The sequence below is a fragment of the Rhodococcus sp. AB351 genome (genome assembly GCF_049538275.1).
GTDB lineage: Bacteria > Actinomycetota > Actinomycetes > Mycobacteriales > Mycobacteriaceae > Rhodococcus.
The window spans coordinates 1-19,637 of the sequence record NZ_JBMVFW010000005.1 but is presented as its reverse complement, the minus strand read 5'-3'; the positions used below and the strand labels follow the sequence as shown (position 1 = coordinate 19,637).

8 protein-coding genes are annotated in these 19,637 nt (G+C 70.6%); 5 read left to right on the top strand and 3 right to left on the bottom strand.

Annotated features, from left to right (window positions below):
- The first annotated feature begins 23 nt into the window (after window positions 1-23).
- From ACPCXD_RS12475 to phoH2, 4 genes are all read left to right on the top strand, one after another.
- Window positions 24-12,338 (top strand): non-ribosomal peptide synthetase, encoded by a 12,315-nt coding sequence (locus tag ACPCXD_RS12475; protein WP_423659791.1) that lies wholly within the window; start codon window positions 24-26, stop codon window positions 12,336-12,338.
- On the top strand, window positions 12,335-13,378 hold the full coding sequence (locus ACPCXD_RS12470; protein WP_088896598.1) for an ABC transporter substrate-binding protein: 1,044 nt from the start codon (window positions 12,335-12,337) through the stop codon (window positions 13,376-13,378). The genes ACPCXD_RS12475 and ACPCXD_RS12470 overlap by 4 nt, the downstream gene beginning before the upstream one ends.
- 10 nt (window positions 13,379-13,388) lie before the next feature.
- On the top strand, window positions 13,389-14,642 hold the full coding sequence (entS, locus tag ACPCXD_RS12465; protein WP_423659789.1) for an enterobactin transporter EntS: 1,254 nt from the start codon (window positions 13,389-13,391) through the stop codon (window positions 14,640-14,642).
- A gap of 325 nt (window positions 14,643-14,967) precedes the next feature.
- The gene (gene phoH2 / locus ACPCXD_RS12460) at window positions 14,968-16,332 is read left to right on the top strand and encodes an RNA 5'-3' helicase PhoH2 (protein WP_423659787.1); all 1,365 of its coding nucleotides are present in this window, start codon (window positions 14,968-14,970) and stop codon (window positions 16,330-16,332) included.
- A 55-nt stretch (window positions 16,333-16,387) separates the two neighbouring features.
- On the opposite strand, the gene ACPCXD_RS12455 is transcribed toward phoH2, so the two are convergent.
- Both ACPCXD_RS12455 and ACPCXD_RS12450 read right to left on the bottom strand, forming a co-directional pair.
- A complete protein-coding gene (locus ACPCXD_RS12455) occupies window positions 16,388-16,816 on the bottom strand; it encodes a carboxymuconolactone decarboxylase family protein (RefSeq protein ID WP_423659785.1) in 429 nt (142 codons plus the stop codon).
- Between the two features lie 104 nt (window positions 16,817-16,920).
- Entirely contained in the window at window positions 16,921-17,343 is a 423-nt protein-coding gene (locus ACPCXD_RS12450) for a limonene-1,2-epoxide hydrolase family protein (protein WP_024103278.1), read from the bottom strand.
- A gap of 161 nt (window positions 17,344-17,504) precedes the next feature.
- On the opposite strand from ACPCXD_RS12450, the gene ACPCXD_RS12445 reads away from it, so the two are divergent.
- Window positions 17,505-18,095, top strand: coding sequence for an LGFP repeat-containing protein (locus ACPCXD_RS12445; RefSeq protein WP_423659782.1), 591 nt, complete (start codon window positions 17,505-17,507; stop codon window positions 18,093-18,095).
- Window positions 18,096-18,222: 127 nt separating this feature from the next.
- Here the strand turns inward: ACPCXD_RS12445 and ACPCXD_RS12440 are convergent.
- On the bottom strand, window positions 18,223-19,637 hold a 1,415-nt coding region (locus ACPCXD_RS12440), incomplete at its 5' end, for a class II fumarate hydratase (RefSeq protein ID WP_423659781.1).

Below are 19,637 nucleotides of genomic sequence, written 5' to 3'. Positions count from 1 at the left end.
ATCCGTGGGAGAGAGAAAATTCGATGCAGTCGGTGTATCCCGTCACGCGCGCGCAGCGGACCATCTATTTCGGTCATCAGCTCGACGCCACCGGGCACCTCTACAACACCGGCATGTACACCGAGACCATCGGTGACGACATCGACATCGACCGGATGATCACGGCGATCCACTCGGTGCTCGACGTCGCGGAGACCCTGCACGTCAACTTCGACGTCGACGCCGACGGCAACGTCGTCCAGATCCCGCGCGCGACCCACGAGTGGGACCTGCCGGTCATCGATTTCCGCGGCGAGGACGACCCGGCGGCGGCGTCCGACCGCTGGATGCGCGAGACGATGAGCGAACCGCAGGACCTCGCCCGCGACCTGCTGTTCCGATTCGCCATCCACCGCCTGTCCGACGACACCGTGCGGCTGTACCAGCAGTACCACCACATCGTGAACGACGGCTACGGCATCGGCCTGGCGACCACCGCGATGACCAAGGCGTACGTCGAGGGCAAGGGCCCCGACCGCGCCGCGGAGTGGACCCTCGAACGGTACGTGCGCGTCGACGAGGCGTACGTCGCGAGCGAACAGCGCGAACTCGACCGGCGCTACTGGCTCGACGAACTCGCCGACCTCCCGCAGGTGACGCGCCTGCTCGGCTCGGGTCGCCTGTCGAGCCCCGGCGAACTCGTCGCCTGGTCGCACATCGACGCCGACGGACGCGGCCGGCTCGAGCGGTACGCCAAGGCCCACGGCACCCGGCCCGCCACCGTGCTCATCGCACTCCTCGGTGCCTATCTGGCCCGGGCCACCCGCCGCCGCGACGTGGTGATCAGCCTGCCCACGACCGCGCGTGGCACCCGCGAACTGCGCACCGTGCCCGCGATGGTCGCCAGCGTCCTGCCCCTGCGTTTCGACGTGCCCGACGACGCGCGTCTGGCCGACGTCGCCGAGGTCATCGACGGCAAACTGCTCGGACTGCTCAAGCACGGCCGGTACCGCGGCGAGGATCTCGGCCGCGAACTCGCCGAGATCGACCCGGACTGGCGGCCCCCGACCGTCGGCGTGAACATCATGCCCGCAGCTGCCTCGCGGTACTCGGTCGGCCGGGAATCGCAGGCGCACATGCTGTCCTCCGGACCGGTCGGCGAACTCGAATTCATCCTCGTGCTCGAGAAGGCCGGGCACCCGATCGAGATCGGACTGCGCGGCCACGCCGACGATGCACCGCTCGCGCAGCGCTGCGCCGCCGACCTCGACGACTTCCTCACCGCGATCCTCGACGACCTCGACGCGCCGCTCGGCACCTTCGACGTCGCCCCGGCACCGTCGCTCGCCGAGAACCCCGAGGCCGACCACGTGGGCGAGAGTTCCGAGGCCGATCACATCGGCGTTGCCGCCGGGCACGAGGACACCATCGCGGGGCCGCTCGCGCTCATGCCGGCCACCGCGCGACGCCGCGACGCCGGACTCGCCGTCGACGCCGACCTGCGCGAATACCGCATTCCGGCTCCGGAGGATCTCACCGAGGACACCCTGGCCGCCGCCGTCGCCGCCGTGGTCGCGCACCACCCGGCGCTGCGGACGACCCTCACCGCACCGGCCCCGGTGCTGTGGCTGCTGTCGGTGAACGACACCGCCGCCGTCGACGCCCGGACTCTCGTCGCGGACGCCGCGCTGCCCGCGGGAGCCGCGACCGCCGACCTGCCCCTGCGTCCCGAGGCCACCGTCGGCCGGATCCTGACCGCGGTGCGGCTCACCGGCGCGGACGAGACCGCCGGGGAACTGGTCTTCCTCGCCCCCGCCGGACTCGTCGACGAGACGTCCTGGTCGATCGTCACCGCCGACCTGCACCGCGCCCTGCGCGCCGCCCGGCGCGGCACGCAGATCGTGCTGCCGCCCGTGCCCACCTCGCCCGCGACCCACGCCCGCGTCTTCACCGAGCAGGCCGCCTCCCCGCAGCGACTCGCAGAACTGCCCGACTGGATGACCACCGTCGCACCCGGTGCCGAGTTCGCCGCAGCGGTGGCCACCGGCCGCACACGGACGCCCGTGACCGTCACGCTGACCGACGACGAATTCGCCACGGCGACAACCACGGTGGCCGGTCTCGTCTCGGGTGACTCGACCGATGTGTGGACCGCGGTGACAGCAGCCGCGGTCGCGAACACCCGTGAGAGCGGCGACGGTGAACTGCTCGTCGACATCGTCCGCGACGGCCGCATCGCACTGACCGCCGACGCCGACCTCACCCGCACCGTCGGCGCGCTCGACTGGACGACGCCGGTGCGGCTGGCGCTCGCCACCGATCCGCTCGACGCCCTGCGCGCCGCGAAGGAACGCCTGCGCGCCGCCCCCGACCGGGGCATCGGCTGGCCGATGCTGCGTTACGCCAACGTCCAGGCCGGACCGGCCCTCGCGCCGCTCGGGCAGCCGCAGGTGCTCGTGCGGAGCGGCGGAGACCGCATCGGCAACTACCTGCTCGACATCCACGTCGAACGGGGAACCGGCGGCGCCACGGTGCATCTCACCGCCGACGAGGCTCTCGACCCCGATCTCGTGGCCCGGCTCGCCGAGGCATGGCGCGCGGCATTCGACGATCTCCTCGGCCGCGCCGACGCAGCCTCGGGAAGAACCTCCCTCACCCCGTCCGATCTCGGGCACGTCACGCTCACGCAGGCCGAGATCGATCGTGTCGCACGGATCGCGCCCGTGCGGATCGAGGACATCTGGCCGCTGTCGCCGCTGCAGCGCGGCCTGTACTTCCAGTCGGTCTTCGACTCGTCGAAGGACATCTACACCGCCCAGTTCTCGCTCGACTTCGGCCACCGCCTCGACGTCGCGCGCCTGCGCCGCGCCGCCGCACGGTTGCTCGCCGAGAATCCCACCGTGCGTGCCGGTTTCACCGACTACGGTCTGTCCGATCCGGTGCAGTTCATCGGCGCGGCGGATCTCGAGGTGCCGTTCACCGAGGTCGACCTCACCGACCTCGACCCCGCCGAGCAGCAGGCCCGCGCCGAGAAACTGATCGAGGAGGATCGGCTGCAGCCGTTCGACCTCGCGTCCCCGCCGCTGTGGCGCATGCTGCTGCTGCACCTCGACGGCATCGACCGTCTCGTCGTCAACCGCGAATTCATCCTGTGGGACGGCTGGTCCGGTGCGCTGTTCGTCGACGAACTGCTCGCCCGCTACGCCGGTGACGAGATCGCGGCGCCCGAAGCGGGTTTCACCGATTACCTGCAGTGGCTCGCCGCACGCGACCGCGCCGCCGCCGAGCAGGCCTGGCGCGACGAGTTCGCCGGTTTCGACAAGCCCACGCTGCTCGCCGGATCCACCCGCGACCGCGCCGCCATCGTGCCGCTGCGCATCGAGTCGTTCATCGACGAGACGCTCACCGCGGCACTGCGCGACCGGGCCCGCAGCACGGGTGTCACCCTCAACGCGTTGATGAACGCCGTCGTGGGCCTGCTGCTCGCCGCCGAGTCCGGCAGCACCGACGTCGTGTTCGGTTCCACCGTCGCCGGGCGGCCCACCGAGATCGTCGGACTCGACCGCGTGATCGGCATGTTCCTCAACACCGTCCCGGTGCGGGTGCGCCTGTCCGGCGCCGAGACCGTCGCGGACCTGCTGCGCCGCATGCAGGACGAGTACGCCGACCGCATGGAGTTCGAGTATCTCGGACTCGGCGACATCCTCCGCGCCGTCGGTCATTCCGAACTGTTCGACACCCTGTTCGTGTTGCAGAACTTCAAGGACGCCGACGAGATGGCCCGGCAGTCCGCGCGGCACGACATCGTCGCGGAGGACAGCCTCGACCACACGCACTATCCCCTCGCGATCGTCGTGTCGCCGGGACAGACGATGCACGTCAAGATCGACTACCGGCCCGACGTCGTCGACGGCGCGCGTGCCCGGGCCCTGCACGACCGCTTCATGGCGCTGCTCGAGTTCGTCGCCCGCGGAGTGGATCTGCCGGTCGCGTCCGTGCCGGCACTGACGGCCGCCGAGCACGCCGTCACCGATGCCCGGCTGCGCGCCGAGATCCCCGAGGTCGAGGACGTCACCGTCGCCGAGATGCTCATCGCGCGCGCCGCGACCGACGCCGACCGCATCGCCCTCGTCTCCGGTGAACAGAGCTGCACCTACGGCGAACTCGCCGGCCGCGTCGAAGCGCTCGCCCGCACCCTCATCGCCGGGGGAGCGGGGCCCGAGACCATCGTGTGCCTCGGCCTGCCCCGCAGCATCGACACCGTCGTCGCGCTCTTCGCGATCCTGCGCACCGGTGCCGCCTACCTGCCGCTCGAACTCGACCAGCCCGACGAGCGTCTGCGCACCGTCATCGACGACGCGCAGCCGGCGCTGTTCCTCACCACGACCGCGGTGCAGAACCGTCTCGGCCTGCCCGCCGACCGCAGCATCCGCCTGGACGAAGCGGTCGCGATGGAACTCGGCACCGCCGACACCGCGCCGCTGACCGACGCCGAACTCGGCGCGTTCGCCCCGGGCCGTCCGGGCCGGCTCGAGCACCCCGCCTACGTCATCTACACCTCCGGGTCCACCGGCAAGCCGAAGGGTGTGGTCACCCCCTATCGGGGCCTGACCAACATGCAGCGCAACCATCAGGACGAGATCTTCGATCCGGTGGTCTCGTCGGTGGACGGACGCCGGATGCGGGTCGCGCACACCGTGTCGTTCGCCTTCGACATGTCGTGGGAGGAACTGCTCTGGCTCGTCGAGGGTCACGAGGTGCACGTCTGCGACGAGGACCTGCGTCGCGACGCCACCGCGCTCGTCGAGTACTGCAACACCCACGCCATCGACGTCGTCAACGTCACCCCCACCTACGCGACGCAGCTGATCGCGGACGGCATGCTCGACGAGGGGCCGGGACAGCACCGCCCGCCGCTCGTCCTGCTCGGCGGTGAGGCCGTGTCGGATTCGGTGTGGACGCGCCTGCGCGAGACCGACGGCACCCTCGGGTACAACCTCTACGGCCCCACCGAGTACACGATCAACACCCTCGGCGGTGGCACCGACGACAGCGCGACCCCCACGGTCGGCGTCCCGATCCGCGCGACCCGCGCCTACATCCTCGACCCGTGGCTGCGCCCCGTCGTCGACGGTGTCGTCGGCGAGTTGTACATCGCCGGTGTGGGTCTCGCGCGCGGCTATCTGAACCGTTTCGGGCTCACCGCCGACCGGTTCGTCGCCGATCCGTGGTCGGCCGGTGGTCGCATGTACCGCACGGGCGACCTCATGCGCCTGCGTGCCGACGGCAACCTCGACTATCTCGGCCGCGTCGACGACCAGGTCAAGATCCGCGGCTACCGCGTCGAACTGCACGAGATCGCGGCCGTGCTCGAGGAGCACCCCGAGGTCGGCACCGCGGCGGTGATCGCCGTCGACGACCCGCTCGTACCCGGCACGAAACGACTTGCCGCCTACGCGGTTCCGGTCGGTGCCGGTGATCCGTCCGATCTGTCCTCGCGGCTCGTCGCCCACCTGCGCGCCCAGCTGCCCGACTACATGGTCCCGGCCGGGGTGCAGCTCATCGACTCCGTGCCGATGACCGTCAACGGCAAGCTCGACACCCGCGCCCTGCCCGAACCGCAGGCCGCCACGGGCCTCGGCGGACGCGCACCGCGCACCGGGACCGAGAAGGTCCTGTGCGAGGTCTTCGCCGACGTCCTCGGCATCGACGAGGTCGGCGCCGACGACGACTTCTTCGAACTCGGCGGGCACTCGATGATCGCCATGCGGATCGTCGGCCGCATCCGCTCCGAACTCGGCGTGGACGTCACCATCCGCGACCTGTTCGAGGCCCGCAGCGTCGAGGAACTCGCCCGCCGCATTCCCGGTGCCGCAGCGGCGCTCCCGCCGGTCACCGCGCTGCCGCGCCCCGACCGGGTGCCGCTGTCGGCCGCCCAGGAACGCCTGTGGCTGCTGCAGCAACTGCAGGACGACAGCCTCGCCTACCACTACGCGCACGTCGCGCGCCTCGACGGTGCGGTGGACGCCGATGCCCTTGCCGCGGCGGTCGCCGACGTCGTGGAACGTCACGAGAGCCTGCGCACCGTCGTCGAGTCCGAGGACGGCACGCCCTACCAGCGGATCCTGTCCACAGCCGAGGCCGTGCGCTTCGAACTGCACGAGACGGAATCCGAGGATGCCGTCCGGGTGTTGCTCACCGAGCGGCTCACCGCGTCGTTCGATCTGCGCACGGACCCGCCGCTGCGGGTCGTGCTGGTGCGCGTCGCACCCGACCGGCACGTCCTCGCGGTGGTGCTGCACCACATCGCGACCGACGAATGGTCGGACGCGCCGCTGCTCGGCGACCTCACCCGCGCCTACCTCGCCCGATCGGCCGGTGCGGCACCCGAGTGGTCGCCGCTGCCCGTCCAGTACGCCGACTACACGCTGTGGCAGCGCGAACTGATCGAGTCCGGCCGGATCGACACCCAGATCGACTACTGGACCGACACTCTCGCGCAGCTGCCCGACGAGATCGTCCTGCCCACCGACCGGCCCCGCCCCGCGCGGCCGACCGGCGCGGCGGGCAACACCACCGCGACGGTCCCCGCCGACATCGCCGCCCGCCTGCGTGCGGTCGCGGATGCCCGTGGCGGCACGATGTTCATGGCGCTGCACGCGGCCGTCGCGGCACTGCTCTCGCGGCTCGGCGCGGGCGACGACATCGTCGTCGGCACCCCGGTCTCGGGCCGGTCCGACACCGCCCTCGACGAACTCGTCGGTTTCTTCGTCAACACCCTCGTGCTGCGCACCGACCTGTCCGGCGAACCCACCTTCGCCGATCTCCTCGACCGGGTGCGCGAAACCGATCTCGCGGCGATGGCGCACCAGGAGGTGCCCTTCCAGCAGCTCGTCGAGCGACTCGCACCGCCGCGCGTCGAGGGACGGAACCCGCTGTTCCAGGTGATGGTGAGCTACCTGCAGCGCCCCGCGCAGCTGCCCGACCTGCTCGGTGTGCCCACCCGCTGGGAGCCGCTGAGCAACGTCCGCGCCAAGTTCGACCTCAATCTCACCTTCGTCGACGCCCCGGACACCGGTGAGGTCGCCGTGTCGGTGGAGTACGCGACCGACCTGTTCGACGCCACCACGGCCGATACGTTGCTCGCCGCGCTGCTCACGCTGCTCGATCAGGTCGCGAGCACACCCGAGACCAGGATCGGCGACGTCGCGATCCTCGACGCCGACGAGGCCGCGGGGCAGCTCGCCGTCGGCACCGGCGAGCGCGTCGACTTCGCTCTCGTCCCGCTGAGTCAGGCACTCGCGCGCAGTGCCGCCGAGCACGCCCGACGGCCGGCTCTCGTCGCGGCCGACCGCACCCTCACCCACGCTGCGCTCGACGCCGCCTCGAACCGCCTCGCCCGCGAACTCGTGGCGCTCGGTGCCGGACCGGGTGCGATCGTTGCGGTCGCGGTGCCCCGCTCCGTGGAGCAGGTCGTCGCGATCCACGCCGTCGTGAAGTCCGGTGCGGCCTACCAGCCGATCGACACGACGCTGCCCGAAACGCGCATCGAGTACCTGCTCGGCGACGCGCGTCCGCGAGTCGTGCTCACGCGCAGCGACATCGAACTGCCCGGTGAGCATCCGCGACTCGACCTCGACGACGCCGAGGTCCGTGCCCGCATCGACGCCCGCAGCCCGGAGCCCGTCACCGACACGGACCGGATCGCGCCGCTCACCCTCGACCACCCGCTCTACGTCATCTACACCTCGGGGTCGACGGGTCTGCCCAAGGGCGTCGCCGTGTCGCACCGCGCCGTGGCGAACCGGCTCGAATGGGTGCGCCGCGAACTGCCGCTCTCGCCCGACGACCGGGTGCTGCTGCGCACGCCCGCGACCTTCGACGTGTCGGTGTGGGAGTTGTTCGCGCCGTTCGTCGACGGTGCGAGTGTCGTCGTCGGCGGACCCGACGCGCATCGCGATCCCGTCGAATCGGCGACCTTGCTGCGCGACGGGAACATCACCGTCGCCCACTTCGTGCCGTCGATGCTCGAGGAGACTCTCGCCGTGCCCGCCACCGCGGACGCCGCGAACCTGCGCCGCATCGTGTGCAGCGGAGAAGCACTGTCGCCCCGCACCGTCGAACGCGCGGCGAAGGTGCTGCCGCAGGTGAAGGTCCACAACCTGTACGGCCCGACCGAAGCTGCCGTCGAGGTGACCCTCGACGCCGACCCGGGTGCCCGGATCGGTTCGCCCACCCGCGGTTCCGTCATCGGCCGGCCGGGCGCGAACGTGTGCCTGTACGTGCTCGACCGGTATCTGCGCCCCGTGCCGGCCGGCACCCCCGGTGAGCTGTACATCGGGGGAGTGCAGGTCGCGCAGGGCTATCTGCGGCGCCCGGCACTCACCGCGCAGCGGTTCGTCGCCGACCCCTACGGCGATACCGGTGAGAGGCTCTACCGCACCGGCGATCTCGCGCGATGGGACGCCCGCGGCGACCTCGAATTTCTCGGTCGCGGCGACGACCAGATCAAGCTGCGAGGTCTGCGCATCGAGCTCGGTGAACTCGAGGCGGCTCTCGATGCCGTCGACGGTGTCGCCCGTGCCGTAGCGGCGGTCAAACCCGGTCCCGCCGGCTCTGCCGGTCCGACCGGCACAGGCGATTCGGTGCTCGTCGGATATGTCGTTCCCGCAGCGGAAGTCGCGGTGGACCCGGTGGCGGTCCGTGAGGCGCTCGTCGGACGTGTGCCCGACTATCTGCTGCCCGCACGGATTCTCGTGATCGACGCGGTCCCGACGACCTTCAACGGCAAACTCGATCGCAGTGCCCTTCCGGCACCGGAGTTCGACACCGGATCCGGACGGCAGCCGCGTACCGAGCTCGAAGCGACGATCGCGACACTGTTCGCGGATGCGCTGGGACTCGACGAGGTCGGTATCGACGACGACTTCTTCGCGCTCGGTGGGCATTCGCTCGCTGCGATCCGGCTCGTGAACGCGATCCGCTCGGAGCTCGGCGCCGATCTGGCCCTGCGCACGGTCTTCGACGCCCCGACGGTGGAGTCGCTCGCGCAGCGGTGCGCGGCGGCGGGTCAGGCGTCGCCGCGACCCGCGCTGGTTGCGGCCGACCCGCGACCTGCGATGGTGCCGCTGTCGTACGCGCAGCAACGCCTCTGGATCCTCGACCAGCTCGGGGCCCGCGGCGGCGTGTACAACGTGCCGGTCACGTGGCGGGTGCACGGACGCGTCGACGTCCCGGCACTCGAAGCGGCCGTGCGCGACGTCGTCCTGCGTCACGAGGCGCTGCGCACTGTCTTCCCGACCGAGGACGGACAGGCCTACCAGCAGGTGCTCACGCCCGACGAGGTCCGCGTGATCGCCGACCACCGCCCGGTCGACCCGGCCGACGTCCGCGGCGCGCTCACCGAGGCGATCGATCACCGCTTCGATCTGTCGGCCGAGCTGCCGGTGCGGCTGTCGGTCCTCGACGCCGGGGACGACACCGTCGTGGCGCTGGTGATCCACCACATCGCCGTCGACGAGTGGTCGACCAAGGCGCTGCTCACCGATCTGGCGACCGCCTACGCGCTGCGGCAGATGGGGCAGGCACCGGAGTGGACGCAGCCCGCCGTGCAGTACGCCGATTTCACACTGTGGCAGCGCGACCTGCTCGGCGACCCGGCGGATGCGGAGTCGCTCGCCGCGCGTCAGCGCGCCTACTGGCGCGACGCCCTCGCCGGCCTGCCCGAGGAACTGCCGCTGCCGACCGACCGGACCCGTCCGGCCCGCACCTCCTATCGCGGTGGCGCCGTGCCGTTCGCGCTCGACCCGGAGGTCGTGCGCGCACTGCGGGAAGTCGCACGCGCACACGACGTCTCGATGTTCATGGTCGTGCAGGCCGCCGTCGCGGTGCTGCTCGCCGCCTACGGCGGTGGCGAGGACATCCCCCTCGGCACCCCGGTCTCCGGACGCGGCGACGCGCAACTCGAGGATCTCGTCGGCTTCTTCCTCAACACCCTCGTGCTGCGCACCGACCTGTCCGGCGACCCGACCGTCGCCGAACTGCTCGACCGGATCCGCCGCACCGACCTCGAGGCGTTCGACCACCAGGACCTGCCGTTCGAGCAGGTCGTCGACGCGGTGCTCGGCTCCGACCGATCCGTCTCGCGCGCCCTGCACCCGCTGTTCCAGGTGATGATCGTCTATCTCGTCGAACCCGATCCGCGCAGTGCGGGTGGGCTCACGGCGGGTGTCACCCCCGAACCGCACCCGATGGAGACCTCGAAGTTCGACCTGTCGTTCGACCTCGTCGAGTATGCGGGCACCGACACCGTCGTCGGCGTCGTCGAGTACAGCTCCGACCTGTACGACCGCGGCACCGTCGAACGTCTCGCCGCCGGACTCGACCGGGTGCTGCGCACGCTGGCCGGGGGAGAGGCGCACCGGCGCCTGTCCGCCATCGACGTCCTGCCGGCCGACGAACGCGCCCGGCTCGAACAGTGGCGGGCCACACCGGCACCGGTCACCGAGGCCGTCACCGTCGCGGACCTGTTCGACGACGCGGTCGCCCGCCACCCGCACGAGACCGCGCTCGTGGCAGGCGATCTCGAATGGACCTTCGCCGACCTCGCGTCCCGGGTCCGCCGATGGGCGCGCCTGCTCGTCGACCACGGTGTCGCTCCCGAGACCCGCGTGGCGCTCGTGCTGCCCCGCACGGCCGACTCGATCGCGGCGATGCTCGCGGTGCTCGTCTCCGGCGGCGCCTACGTCGCGCTCGAACCGCGCACTCCCACCGAGCGTGTCGCGACGATCCTCGGCACCGCGGAGCCGGTCGTCGTGCTCACCACCGCGGAGCTCGCGTCGTCGCTGCCCGCGGTGGACGCGCCGGTGCTCGCGCTCGACGACGAGACGCTCGCGGCGCGGGTCGCCGGCTACGACGGCGCCCCGCTGACCGACGCCGACCGGCTCGCACCGCTGCGCGCCGACCACCCGGCCTACGTCGTGTACACCTCCGGCTCCACCGGCACACCCAAGGCGGTCCTCGCCCTGCACCGCGGCCTGACCGCGCTGTTCCACAGCCACCGCGCCGACCTCTACGCGCCCACGCAGGCACGGACCGGACGCGACCGGCTCCGGGTCGGCCACGCGTGGTCGTTCGCCTTCGACGCGTCGTGGCAACCGCAGCTGTGGCTCTTCGACGGGCACGCGGTGCACGTCGTCGACGAGAAGGTCCAGCGCGACCCGGCCGAGATGGTCCGCGTCGCCCACGAATCCCGCTGGGACTTCGTCGAGGTCACCCCGTCGCACCTCGCGCAGCTGCTCGATCACGGACTCGCGGACGACGGCCGGTGCCCGGCCTCGCTCGGCTTCGGTGGCGAGGCCGTCTCCCAACCGATGTGGGACCGGCTGCGCGACCTGGACGGGGTGAGCGCCTACAACCTCTACGGGCCGAGCGAGAGCACCGTCGACGCGCTCGTCGCACGGGCTTCGGACGCCGAGGCGCCCGTCGCGGGCCGACCGGTCGCCGGAACCCGGGCCTACATCCTCGACCGGTGGATGCGTCCCGCGCCGATCGGCGTGGAGGGTGAGCTCTACCTCGCCGGTCGTGGACTGGCCCGCGGCTATCTCGCCGACCCGGGTCGCACCGCCGACCGCTTCGTCGCGGACACGATCGATCCGGAATTCCCCGGCGACCGCATGTACCGCACGGGTGACCGGGCCCTGTGGACGCCCGACGGACACATCCGGTACCGCGGCCGCGGTGACGACCAGGTCAAGATCCGCGGGTACCGGATCGAGCCGGCCGAGATCGAGACCGTGCTGTCGTCGCGACCGGACGTCGCGACCGCCGTGGTGCTCGCCCGCACCGATCTCGGTGCGACGGCACGTCTCGTCGCCTACGTCGTCCCGGCCGCCGGGCACACCCTCGACGCCGAGACGCTGCGACGCGCGGTCGCGCGGGTGCTGCCCGACTACATGGTGCCGTCGGCGACGGTCGTGCTCGACACCCTGCCCACGCTCGCCAACGGCAAGATCGACCGCGCCGCGCTGCCGCGACCGGAACTCGCCCCGCGAACGCACCGGGCACCGTCCACACCGGCCGAAGAACTGCTGTGCGCCCTCGCCTCCGAGGTCACCGGCGTCGAGCAGGTCGGCGTCGACGACGATCTGCTCGAACTCGGATGCGACAGCATCTCGGTGATGCGGATCCTCGGCGGACTGCGCGCGGCCGGATACGTGATCGACGCCGAGTCGATCTTCACCACCGGGTCGATCGGCGGACTCGCCGCGACCCTCCACGAGAACGAGATCCGCGGCGCCGGGAACGGGGACCCGGCCGGCGGACCCACGAAGTGTTCTACAGCAGAGGAGAATCGATGAGGATCCACAAGCGACTGCGCCGGATCGGCGTCGCCCTCGCCGCCACCGCCATGCTGGTCGGTGTCACGGCGTGCGGCTCGGACACCGACAGCGGTGGCTCGTCCGGCAGCGCGACGGCGGCGAACGGCGAGTTCCCGGTCACCGTCTCCGGCAAGTTCGGCGACACCACCGTCGAGTCCGCCCCGACCCGCGCCCTGCCGCTGTCGCCGCAGGACGCCGACATCCTGCTGTCGCTGGGCGTCACCCCGCTCGCGCTCCCCGTCGATGCCCAGAACCTCGCCGCGACCGGCGGCACCGGTGTGTGGCCGTGGGAGGCCGAAGCGCTCGGCGCCGACGTCCCGCCGCTGCTGAACATGGACGGCGGTGCCACGGTGATCGCCGAGCAGATCGCCGCGCTGCAGCCCGACATCATCGTCTCCACCGGCTTCTGGGGACTCGAGCAGAACACCTACGACCAGCTCGCCGAACAGTTCCCCGTCGTCCACTTCGACTACCGCGCCAACGGTGAGCCGTGGCAGGACTCCACCCGCAAGATCGCCTCGGCCCTCGGCATCCCAGAGAAGGCCGAGGAGGTCATCGAGCAGGCCGAGGTCGATCTCGACGCCGCCAAGGAGCAGTACCCCGCGCTCGACGGCGCGACCTACAACGCGATCATCGGTGACACCGGTGGTCAGCTGTCGGTGCTCGCCGCCGACGACCGCGGCATCGGGCAGTTCCTGAACTCCCTCGGCCTCGAGCTCAGCGAGTACGCGAACACACTGCAGGTCGATGCCGACGGACGCGGTGTGCTGTCCTACGAGGAGATCTCGCAGCTCGACGCCGACCTGCTCGTCGTCGTCTCGCCCACCGGCGATCTCGGATACCTGACCAAGTTCGAGGCGTGGAACCGTCTGCCGGCCGTCGAGCGCGGCGCGGTCGTCTCGCTCGCCCGCAACACCGGCATGCCGAACGCCGTGGGCTTCCCGTCGGCGTTGTCGCTGAAGTGGGCCACCGACGAGATCGCCCCGATGCTCGCCGACGCCGCCGCGAAGTCCGAGTGACGGCCCGGCAATGAGCAACGGCGCCCTCTTCGATCTGCGGCCGCTGCGCGAGAGCGCGGCATTCCGCCGGATCTTCATCGCTCGCACCATCTCGATCTTCGGTATCGGGATGCTCATGGTCGGCGTACCGATCCAGGTCTACGACCTGACCGGATCGTCACCGATGGTGGGTCTGGTCTCCGCGCTCGAAGGGGGCGCTGCGATCGGCGGCATGCTGCTCGGCGGCATGCTCGCCGACCGCGACAACCGCAAGTTCCTGATCCTGTTCGCCCGCACCGTCTCCGGTCTCACCTTCGTCGGACTGGCCGTCAACGCCGGCCTGTCGTCGCCCTCGGTGCCGGCGATCATCGCCCTGACGGTCGTCAACGGCCTGATCGGGTCGATCAGCATCGCCGCTCTGCTCGCAGTCGTACCCACCCTCGTCCCCAATGACCAGCTCGTCGCCGTCGGCGCGCTCAACGTCCTCAGTGCCCGCGCCGGAGCCGTCCTGTCCCCGGCGCTCGGCGGTCTCGTCATCGCTACGTTCTCGGTGGCGTGGAACTACTGGGTGGCCGCGATCGGCACCGCCGTGACCGTCACCCTGCTCTCGGGCCTGCCCGCGCTGAACCCGCCGAAGTCGGATGCCGGGCACGACGCCGACACACCCTCGGAGACGGTGACCGGCTTCCTGCGCCGCGAACGCGTCGTCGGTGGCGTGATGATCGCCGGTGTCGTCGCGATGCTCGGTGGCGGTGTGCTCGTGCTCGTCCCGGCCTTCGCCGACGCGCGCTTCGAGGGCAACGCCGTCGCCATCGGCGTCATGTATGCGGCGATCGCGCTCGGTGCCGCCGCGGCCACGGTCACCAGCGGGTGGCTCGGCCGGTCGGTGCGGCCCGGCCGCGTGCTGCTCACCGCACTGATCCTCGGATTCGTCGTCCAGGCACTGGTCGGCTTCACGTCCGTCCTGGCGCTCACCGCCGTGCTGCTCGTGATCGTCGGTGTGTTCGGGGCCGTCCAGGAGGTGCTGCGCTACTCGCTGATCCAGACGCACACGCCCCACACGCTGCTCGGCCGGGTGAACGGCCTGTGGTCCGCCCAGGAGGTCGCGGGCATGTCGGTCGGTGCGCTCGTCGCGGGCCTGTTCGGCGGCATCTTCGACGCCCCGGACGCGGTCGTCTGGTACAGCGCCGCGATGGCGGTCCTCGCGCTGCTCGTGACCCTGGTGCTGCGGCGCCTGCGCGGCGCGGCGGTGGAACCGAGCGCGTATCCGGTCACGGTCGAGTGACCGTACGCCGCGCGATCCACGGGTTCGCGCGCTCCTGACGCAGCGGAGTCGACTGTGTTTGCTGGGGTTCAGGGGTACTTACGAGGTGTCGTTAACGCAATCTTCACCGACACGCTTCCCCCTGCCGAGCGAATCGTCCGTATCGGGGTTAGCGTCGGGGGTGTAGGCGGCGCAGGTGCCGTCTACACGGGAGGTCCCTGATCGTGTGGCTGACACAGTCCGAGCGAGGGGGCCGGCACCGGGCCTCCGTGGTCGTGACGACACCGGGGACCCACCGGCCCACCGAATACGTCCGGGCGGTGCCGTCCGGGCCGAGGAGCCCCACGTGAACGCAACACGCTCCGTCCCCACCCGCTCCGGCCACGCCTCCGGTACCGCCGCTGCGAAAGAATCCGCTGTACGCACCTACGTGCTGGACACTTCAGTGTTGCTCTCCGACCCTTGGGCGGTCACCAGGTTCGCCGAGCACGAAGTCGTCCTCCCGCTGGTCGTGATCGGCGAACTCGAAGGGAAACGGCACCACCACGAACTCGGCTGGTTCGCCCGCGAATCGTTGCGCCTGCTCGACGACCTGCGGCAGCGGCACGGACGCCTCGACCAGCCCATCCCCATCGGGGACGAGGGTGGCACCCTCCACGTGGAGCTCAATCACACCGACCCCATGGTCCTGCCCGCGGGATTCCGCACCGACACCAACGACTCCCGCATCCTCGCGTGCGCCCTGAACCTGGCCACCGAGGGTCGCGACGTGGTGCTCGTCAGCAAGGACATCCCGTTGCGCGTCAAGGCCGGTGCCGTCGGCCTCGACGCCGACGAGTACCACGCCCAGGACGTGGTGATCTCGGGATGGACGGGCATGATCGAACTCGAAGTCGACCGGGCCCTCATCGACGAGATGTTCACCGAGGGCATCGTCGACATCGACGACGCGCGGGATCTGCCGTGCCACACGGGGATCAGACTTCTCGGTGGTTCGTCCAGCGCACTCGGCCGGGTCACCGCCGACAAGCGGGTGCAGCTCGTCCGCGGCGACCGGGAGGCGTTCGGACTGCACGGACGCTCCGCCGAACAGCGCGTCGCCCTCGACCTGCTGCTCGACGAATCCGTCGGCATCGTCTCCCTCGGCGGCAAGGCCGGAACGGGAAAGTCCGCCCTGGCACTGACGGCCGGACTCGAGGCCGTCCTGGAAAGACGCACCCACCGCAAGGTGGTCGTCTTCCGGCCGCTCTACGCGGTGGGTGGGCAGGAACTCGGCTACCTGCCGGGTACCGAGGCCGAGAAGATGAATCCGTGGGGCCAGGCGGTCTTCGACACCCTCGAAGGACTTGCCAGCCCGGCGGTGCTCGAGGAGGTGCTCAGCCGCGGAATGCTGGAAGTGCTGCCGCTCACGCACATTCGCGGCCGGTCGCTGCACGATTCGTTCGTCATCGTCGACGAGGCACAGTCGCTCGAACGCAACGTGCTGCTCACCGTCCTGTCGCGGCTCGGTGCGGGATCGCGCGTCGTGCTCACCCACGACGTCGCCCAGCGCGACAACCTGCGTGTCGGCCGGCACGACGGTGTCGCGGCGGTCATCGAGAAGCTCAAGGGACATCCACTGTTCGCGCACGTCACGCTCACCCGCAGTGAGCGGTCGCCGATCGCGGCGCTGGTGACGGAGATGCTCGAGGGGTTCGCTCCGGGCGCCTGACGCCCGAGCACGGCCGACACGGCGCGTCCGGCATCCGCCGGGCGCGCCGTCGTCGTCAGGCCTCGTCGGAGGCGTCGGTGTCCTCGGGGCGAGGGCCGAGTTCGGCCTCGAGCACTTCCTGGACCACGCGCATCGCAGCGAGTCCGGCGGGGGCACCGCAGTACGCCGAGCAGTGGATGACGGATTCGACGATCTCCGTGCGGCCGAGCCCGTTGCGCAGGGCTCCGCGGACGTGTCCGCGCAGTTCGTTCTCGGCGCGCAGAGCGATGAGCATGCCGAGGTTGAGCAGGCTGCGACTGCGCCGGTCCAGGCCGGGACGCGACCACACGGCCCCCCAGGCGTGCTCGGTCACGAACTCCTGCATCGCCTCGGAGTCGGTGCCGCGGGACCGCTCGAACGCCCGCTCGACGAAGTCGTCACCCATCACTTCGCGCCGGATCTCCAGACCCGCCGTGAATCCCGGAGTGTGCTCGGCGTCGGACATGTTCATCGCTCCCTGCTGATCCGTCGCCGAACGGTTCGGCGCCGAACGGATTCTATGGGGGCGCCCATCCATGGCTCTTCGGGGAGCGGTGGGGGTGAGGATCGTCAGGAGCGTCGCAGGACGGCGCGCAGTACGCCCACGACGGTTCCGCGGAGGAAGGTGAGGACGTCGAAGTGGTCGTCCCACACGGCGATCCGTCCGTCACGCAGTTCGAAGGTGCCGCACACCCAGAACTCGATGCTCACCGGTCCGAAACGCAGGATGTCGGTGCGTTCGGTGAGCACGATGTCGCCGTCGGCTGCAATGTGGTGGACGACGACACCGAAGCCCACCGAAGGCCGTGCGAGGCCGGCGAGGATCTTCCGGACCCGGGAACCGCCGCGGATGGTGGGGAGCCAGGTGTTGTGCCACGCGATGTCGTCGGTGATCAGCGAGGCGGCGCGGTCGATGTCCTCCGCGGCCGTTGCCTCCAGGAAATCGGTCACCGTGGCGACGGCGTCCTGCGCGGTGGCGGTCTGTGTGCTCATCGTTCTCCTCGGCGTCGGCTGCGTCGCATGGTAACGGCAGGATGCCGGGGGTGGGGTGGATTCGTGCAAGCACGGAATCACCGGAAACCGGGTTGTGTCGCGGAGGAGTCGGGCACCCTGAAATCAGGTACCCGTCCTCTCGAGTGACAGGAGCGAAACCGATGAATCGAATTCCCCGACGCAGAGCAGCGTTGGTGGCGGCCGCAGCGGCGGTCGGACTGGTGGTCGCGGGCTGCAGCGACGACCAATCCGCGGAGGAGACGGTGGGCAGCGCGACCAGCGCGGTCCAGTCCGCCGCGGAGAGCGTGGCGTCCGAGGCGGAGAGCGCCGTCGAATCGATCACCCAGGGCGACGATTCGCCCGAGGCCGACGAGCCCGCGGCGGATCAGTCCAGTGCGGTGCCGGGACCGGACGGCGAGCAGGTCGAACTCAGCGGACCGATCCTGCAGAAGTACGACGAGGTCGGCGGTGCGTCCAGCCCGCTCGGCGCCGCGACCGGCCAGCAGGAGGAGGTCGGCGACGGTTACGTCGCGGAGTTCGAGGGCGGCATCATCGCGTGGAGCCCCGACACCGATTCCCACATCGTGTGGGGTGAGATCCGCACGGCCTGGGAGGCCGCGGGTGGCGCCGGCGGCGACTTGGGCTTCCCGATCACCGACGAGGAACAGACGCCCGACGGTGCGCGGAGCAACTTCCAGTTCGGTTACATCACGTGGGCGCCCGACGCCGGGACCGAGGTGGTCCAGGAGTGAGGTGACTCCCCGGCTCGCTGAGCCCTCGCTATCCGCTCACGTTTTCGCCATCCGCTACAGGAACTTGCTGTAGCGGATGGCGAAATTCGTAGCGGATGCAGGCGGGGGTAGGTCCGGACCCTGCGGGTCAGGACTCCTCGTCCACCCGCGTCATCGCCAGGACGTCGAGGCGGCGGTCCAGTTCCTCCTCGCTCAGGCGGTCGCCGACGAGGCCGCGGTCCACGACGGTCTGACGGATCGTCTTCTTCTCCTTCAGCGCCTCCTTGGCGACAGCGGCCGCCTCCTCGTATCCGATCGCGGAGTTGAGGGGAGTGACGATCGACGGCGACGACTCCGCCAGCGTGCGCAGATGTTCGACGTTCGCCACCAGTCCGGTGATGCAGCGATCGGCGAACAGCCGGGAGACGTTGGCGAGCAGACGAATCGACTCGAGGACGTTGCGGGCCATCACCGGGATGTAGACGTTGAGTTCGAACGCCCCGGCGGCGCCGCTCCACGCCACGGTGGCGTCGTTGCCCACCACCTGTGCGGCGACCTGCGTAACCGCTTCGGGAAGAACGGGATTGACCTTGCCCGGCATGATCGAGCTACCGGGCTGCAGATCGGGGAGCTGGATCTCGGCCAGACCCGTGAGCGGGCCGGATCCCATCCAGCGGATGTCGTTGGCGATCTTCGTCAGCGACACGGCGACGGTTCGCAGCGCGCCGGACACCTCGACTAACGCGTCACGCGCGGCCTGCGCCTCGAAGCTGTCGCGGGCCCGCTGCAGGTCGTCGAGCCCCGTGGTCTCGACGAGCACGGCCACGACGCGCGGACCGAAATCCGCCGGTGCGTTGAGGCCCGTGCCCACCGCGGTACCGCCGATCGGCAGTTCGCCGAGGCGGGGGAGGGTTGCGCGGAGGCGTTCGATCCCGGCCTCGATCTGTCGGGCGTAACCACCGAACTCCTGGCCCAGGGTCACCGGGACCGCATCCATCAAGTGGGTGCGGCCCGACTTGACGACCGTGCGCCACTCCTTCGCCTTCTCGTCGAGGGCACCGTGCAGATGCTCGAGGGCGGGGATCAGATCCTTGACTGTCGCCTCGGTCGCGGCGACATGCGTCGCGGTGGGGAAGGTGTCGTTCGACGACTGCGACATGTTGACGTCGTCGTTGGGGTGGACCGTGACGCCGGTCTTGGCGGCGATCGACGCGATGACCTCGTTGGTGTTCATGTTCGAGCTCGTGCCCGAACCGGTCTGGAAGACGTCGATCGGGAACTGGTCGTCGTATTCACCGGCGGCGATGGCATCGGCGGCGGCGACGATCGCGTCGGCCTTGTCGGGGTCGAGCAGACCCAGGTCCTTGTTCACCCGGGCACAGGCGCTCTTGAGCAGACCCAGCGCGCGGATCTGTGCGCGTTCGAGTCCACGGCCCGAGATCGGGAAGTTCTCCACGGCGCGCTGCGTCTGGGCGCGCCACAAGGCGTCGACCGGAACCTGGACCTCGCCCATCGTGTCGCGTTCGATACGGAACTGCTGAGAAGACTGTTCGGTGTCGGTCA

Bases quoted from the DNA above. Each gene is read 5' to 3' on its own strand.
- ACPCXD_RS12475 (WP_423659791.1), top strand. From the start codon at position 24: ATGCAGTCGGTGTATCCCGTCACGCGCGCGCAGCGGACCATCTATTTC.
- entS (WP_423659789.1), top strand. From the start codon at position 13,389: ATGAGCAACGGCGCCCTCTTCGATCTGCGGCCGCTGCGCGAGAGCGCG.
- ACPCXD_RS12450 (WP_024103278.1), bottom strand. From the start codon at position 17,343: ATGAGCACACAGACCGCCACCGCGCAGGACGCCGTCGCCACGGTGACC.
- ACPCXD_RS12445 (WP_423659782.1), top strand. From the start codon at position 17,505: ATGAATCGAATTCCCCGACGCAGAGCAGCGTTGGTGGCGGCCGCAGCG.
- ACPCXD_RS12455 (WP_423659785.1), bottom strand. From the start codon at position 16,816: ATGTCCGACGCCGAGCACACTCCGGGATTCACGGCGGGTCTGGAGATC.
- ACPCXD_RS12470 (WP_088896598.1), top strand. From the start codon at position 12,335: ATGAGGATCCACAAGCGACTGCGCCGGATCGGCGTCGCCCTCGCCGCC.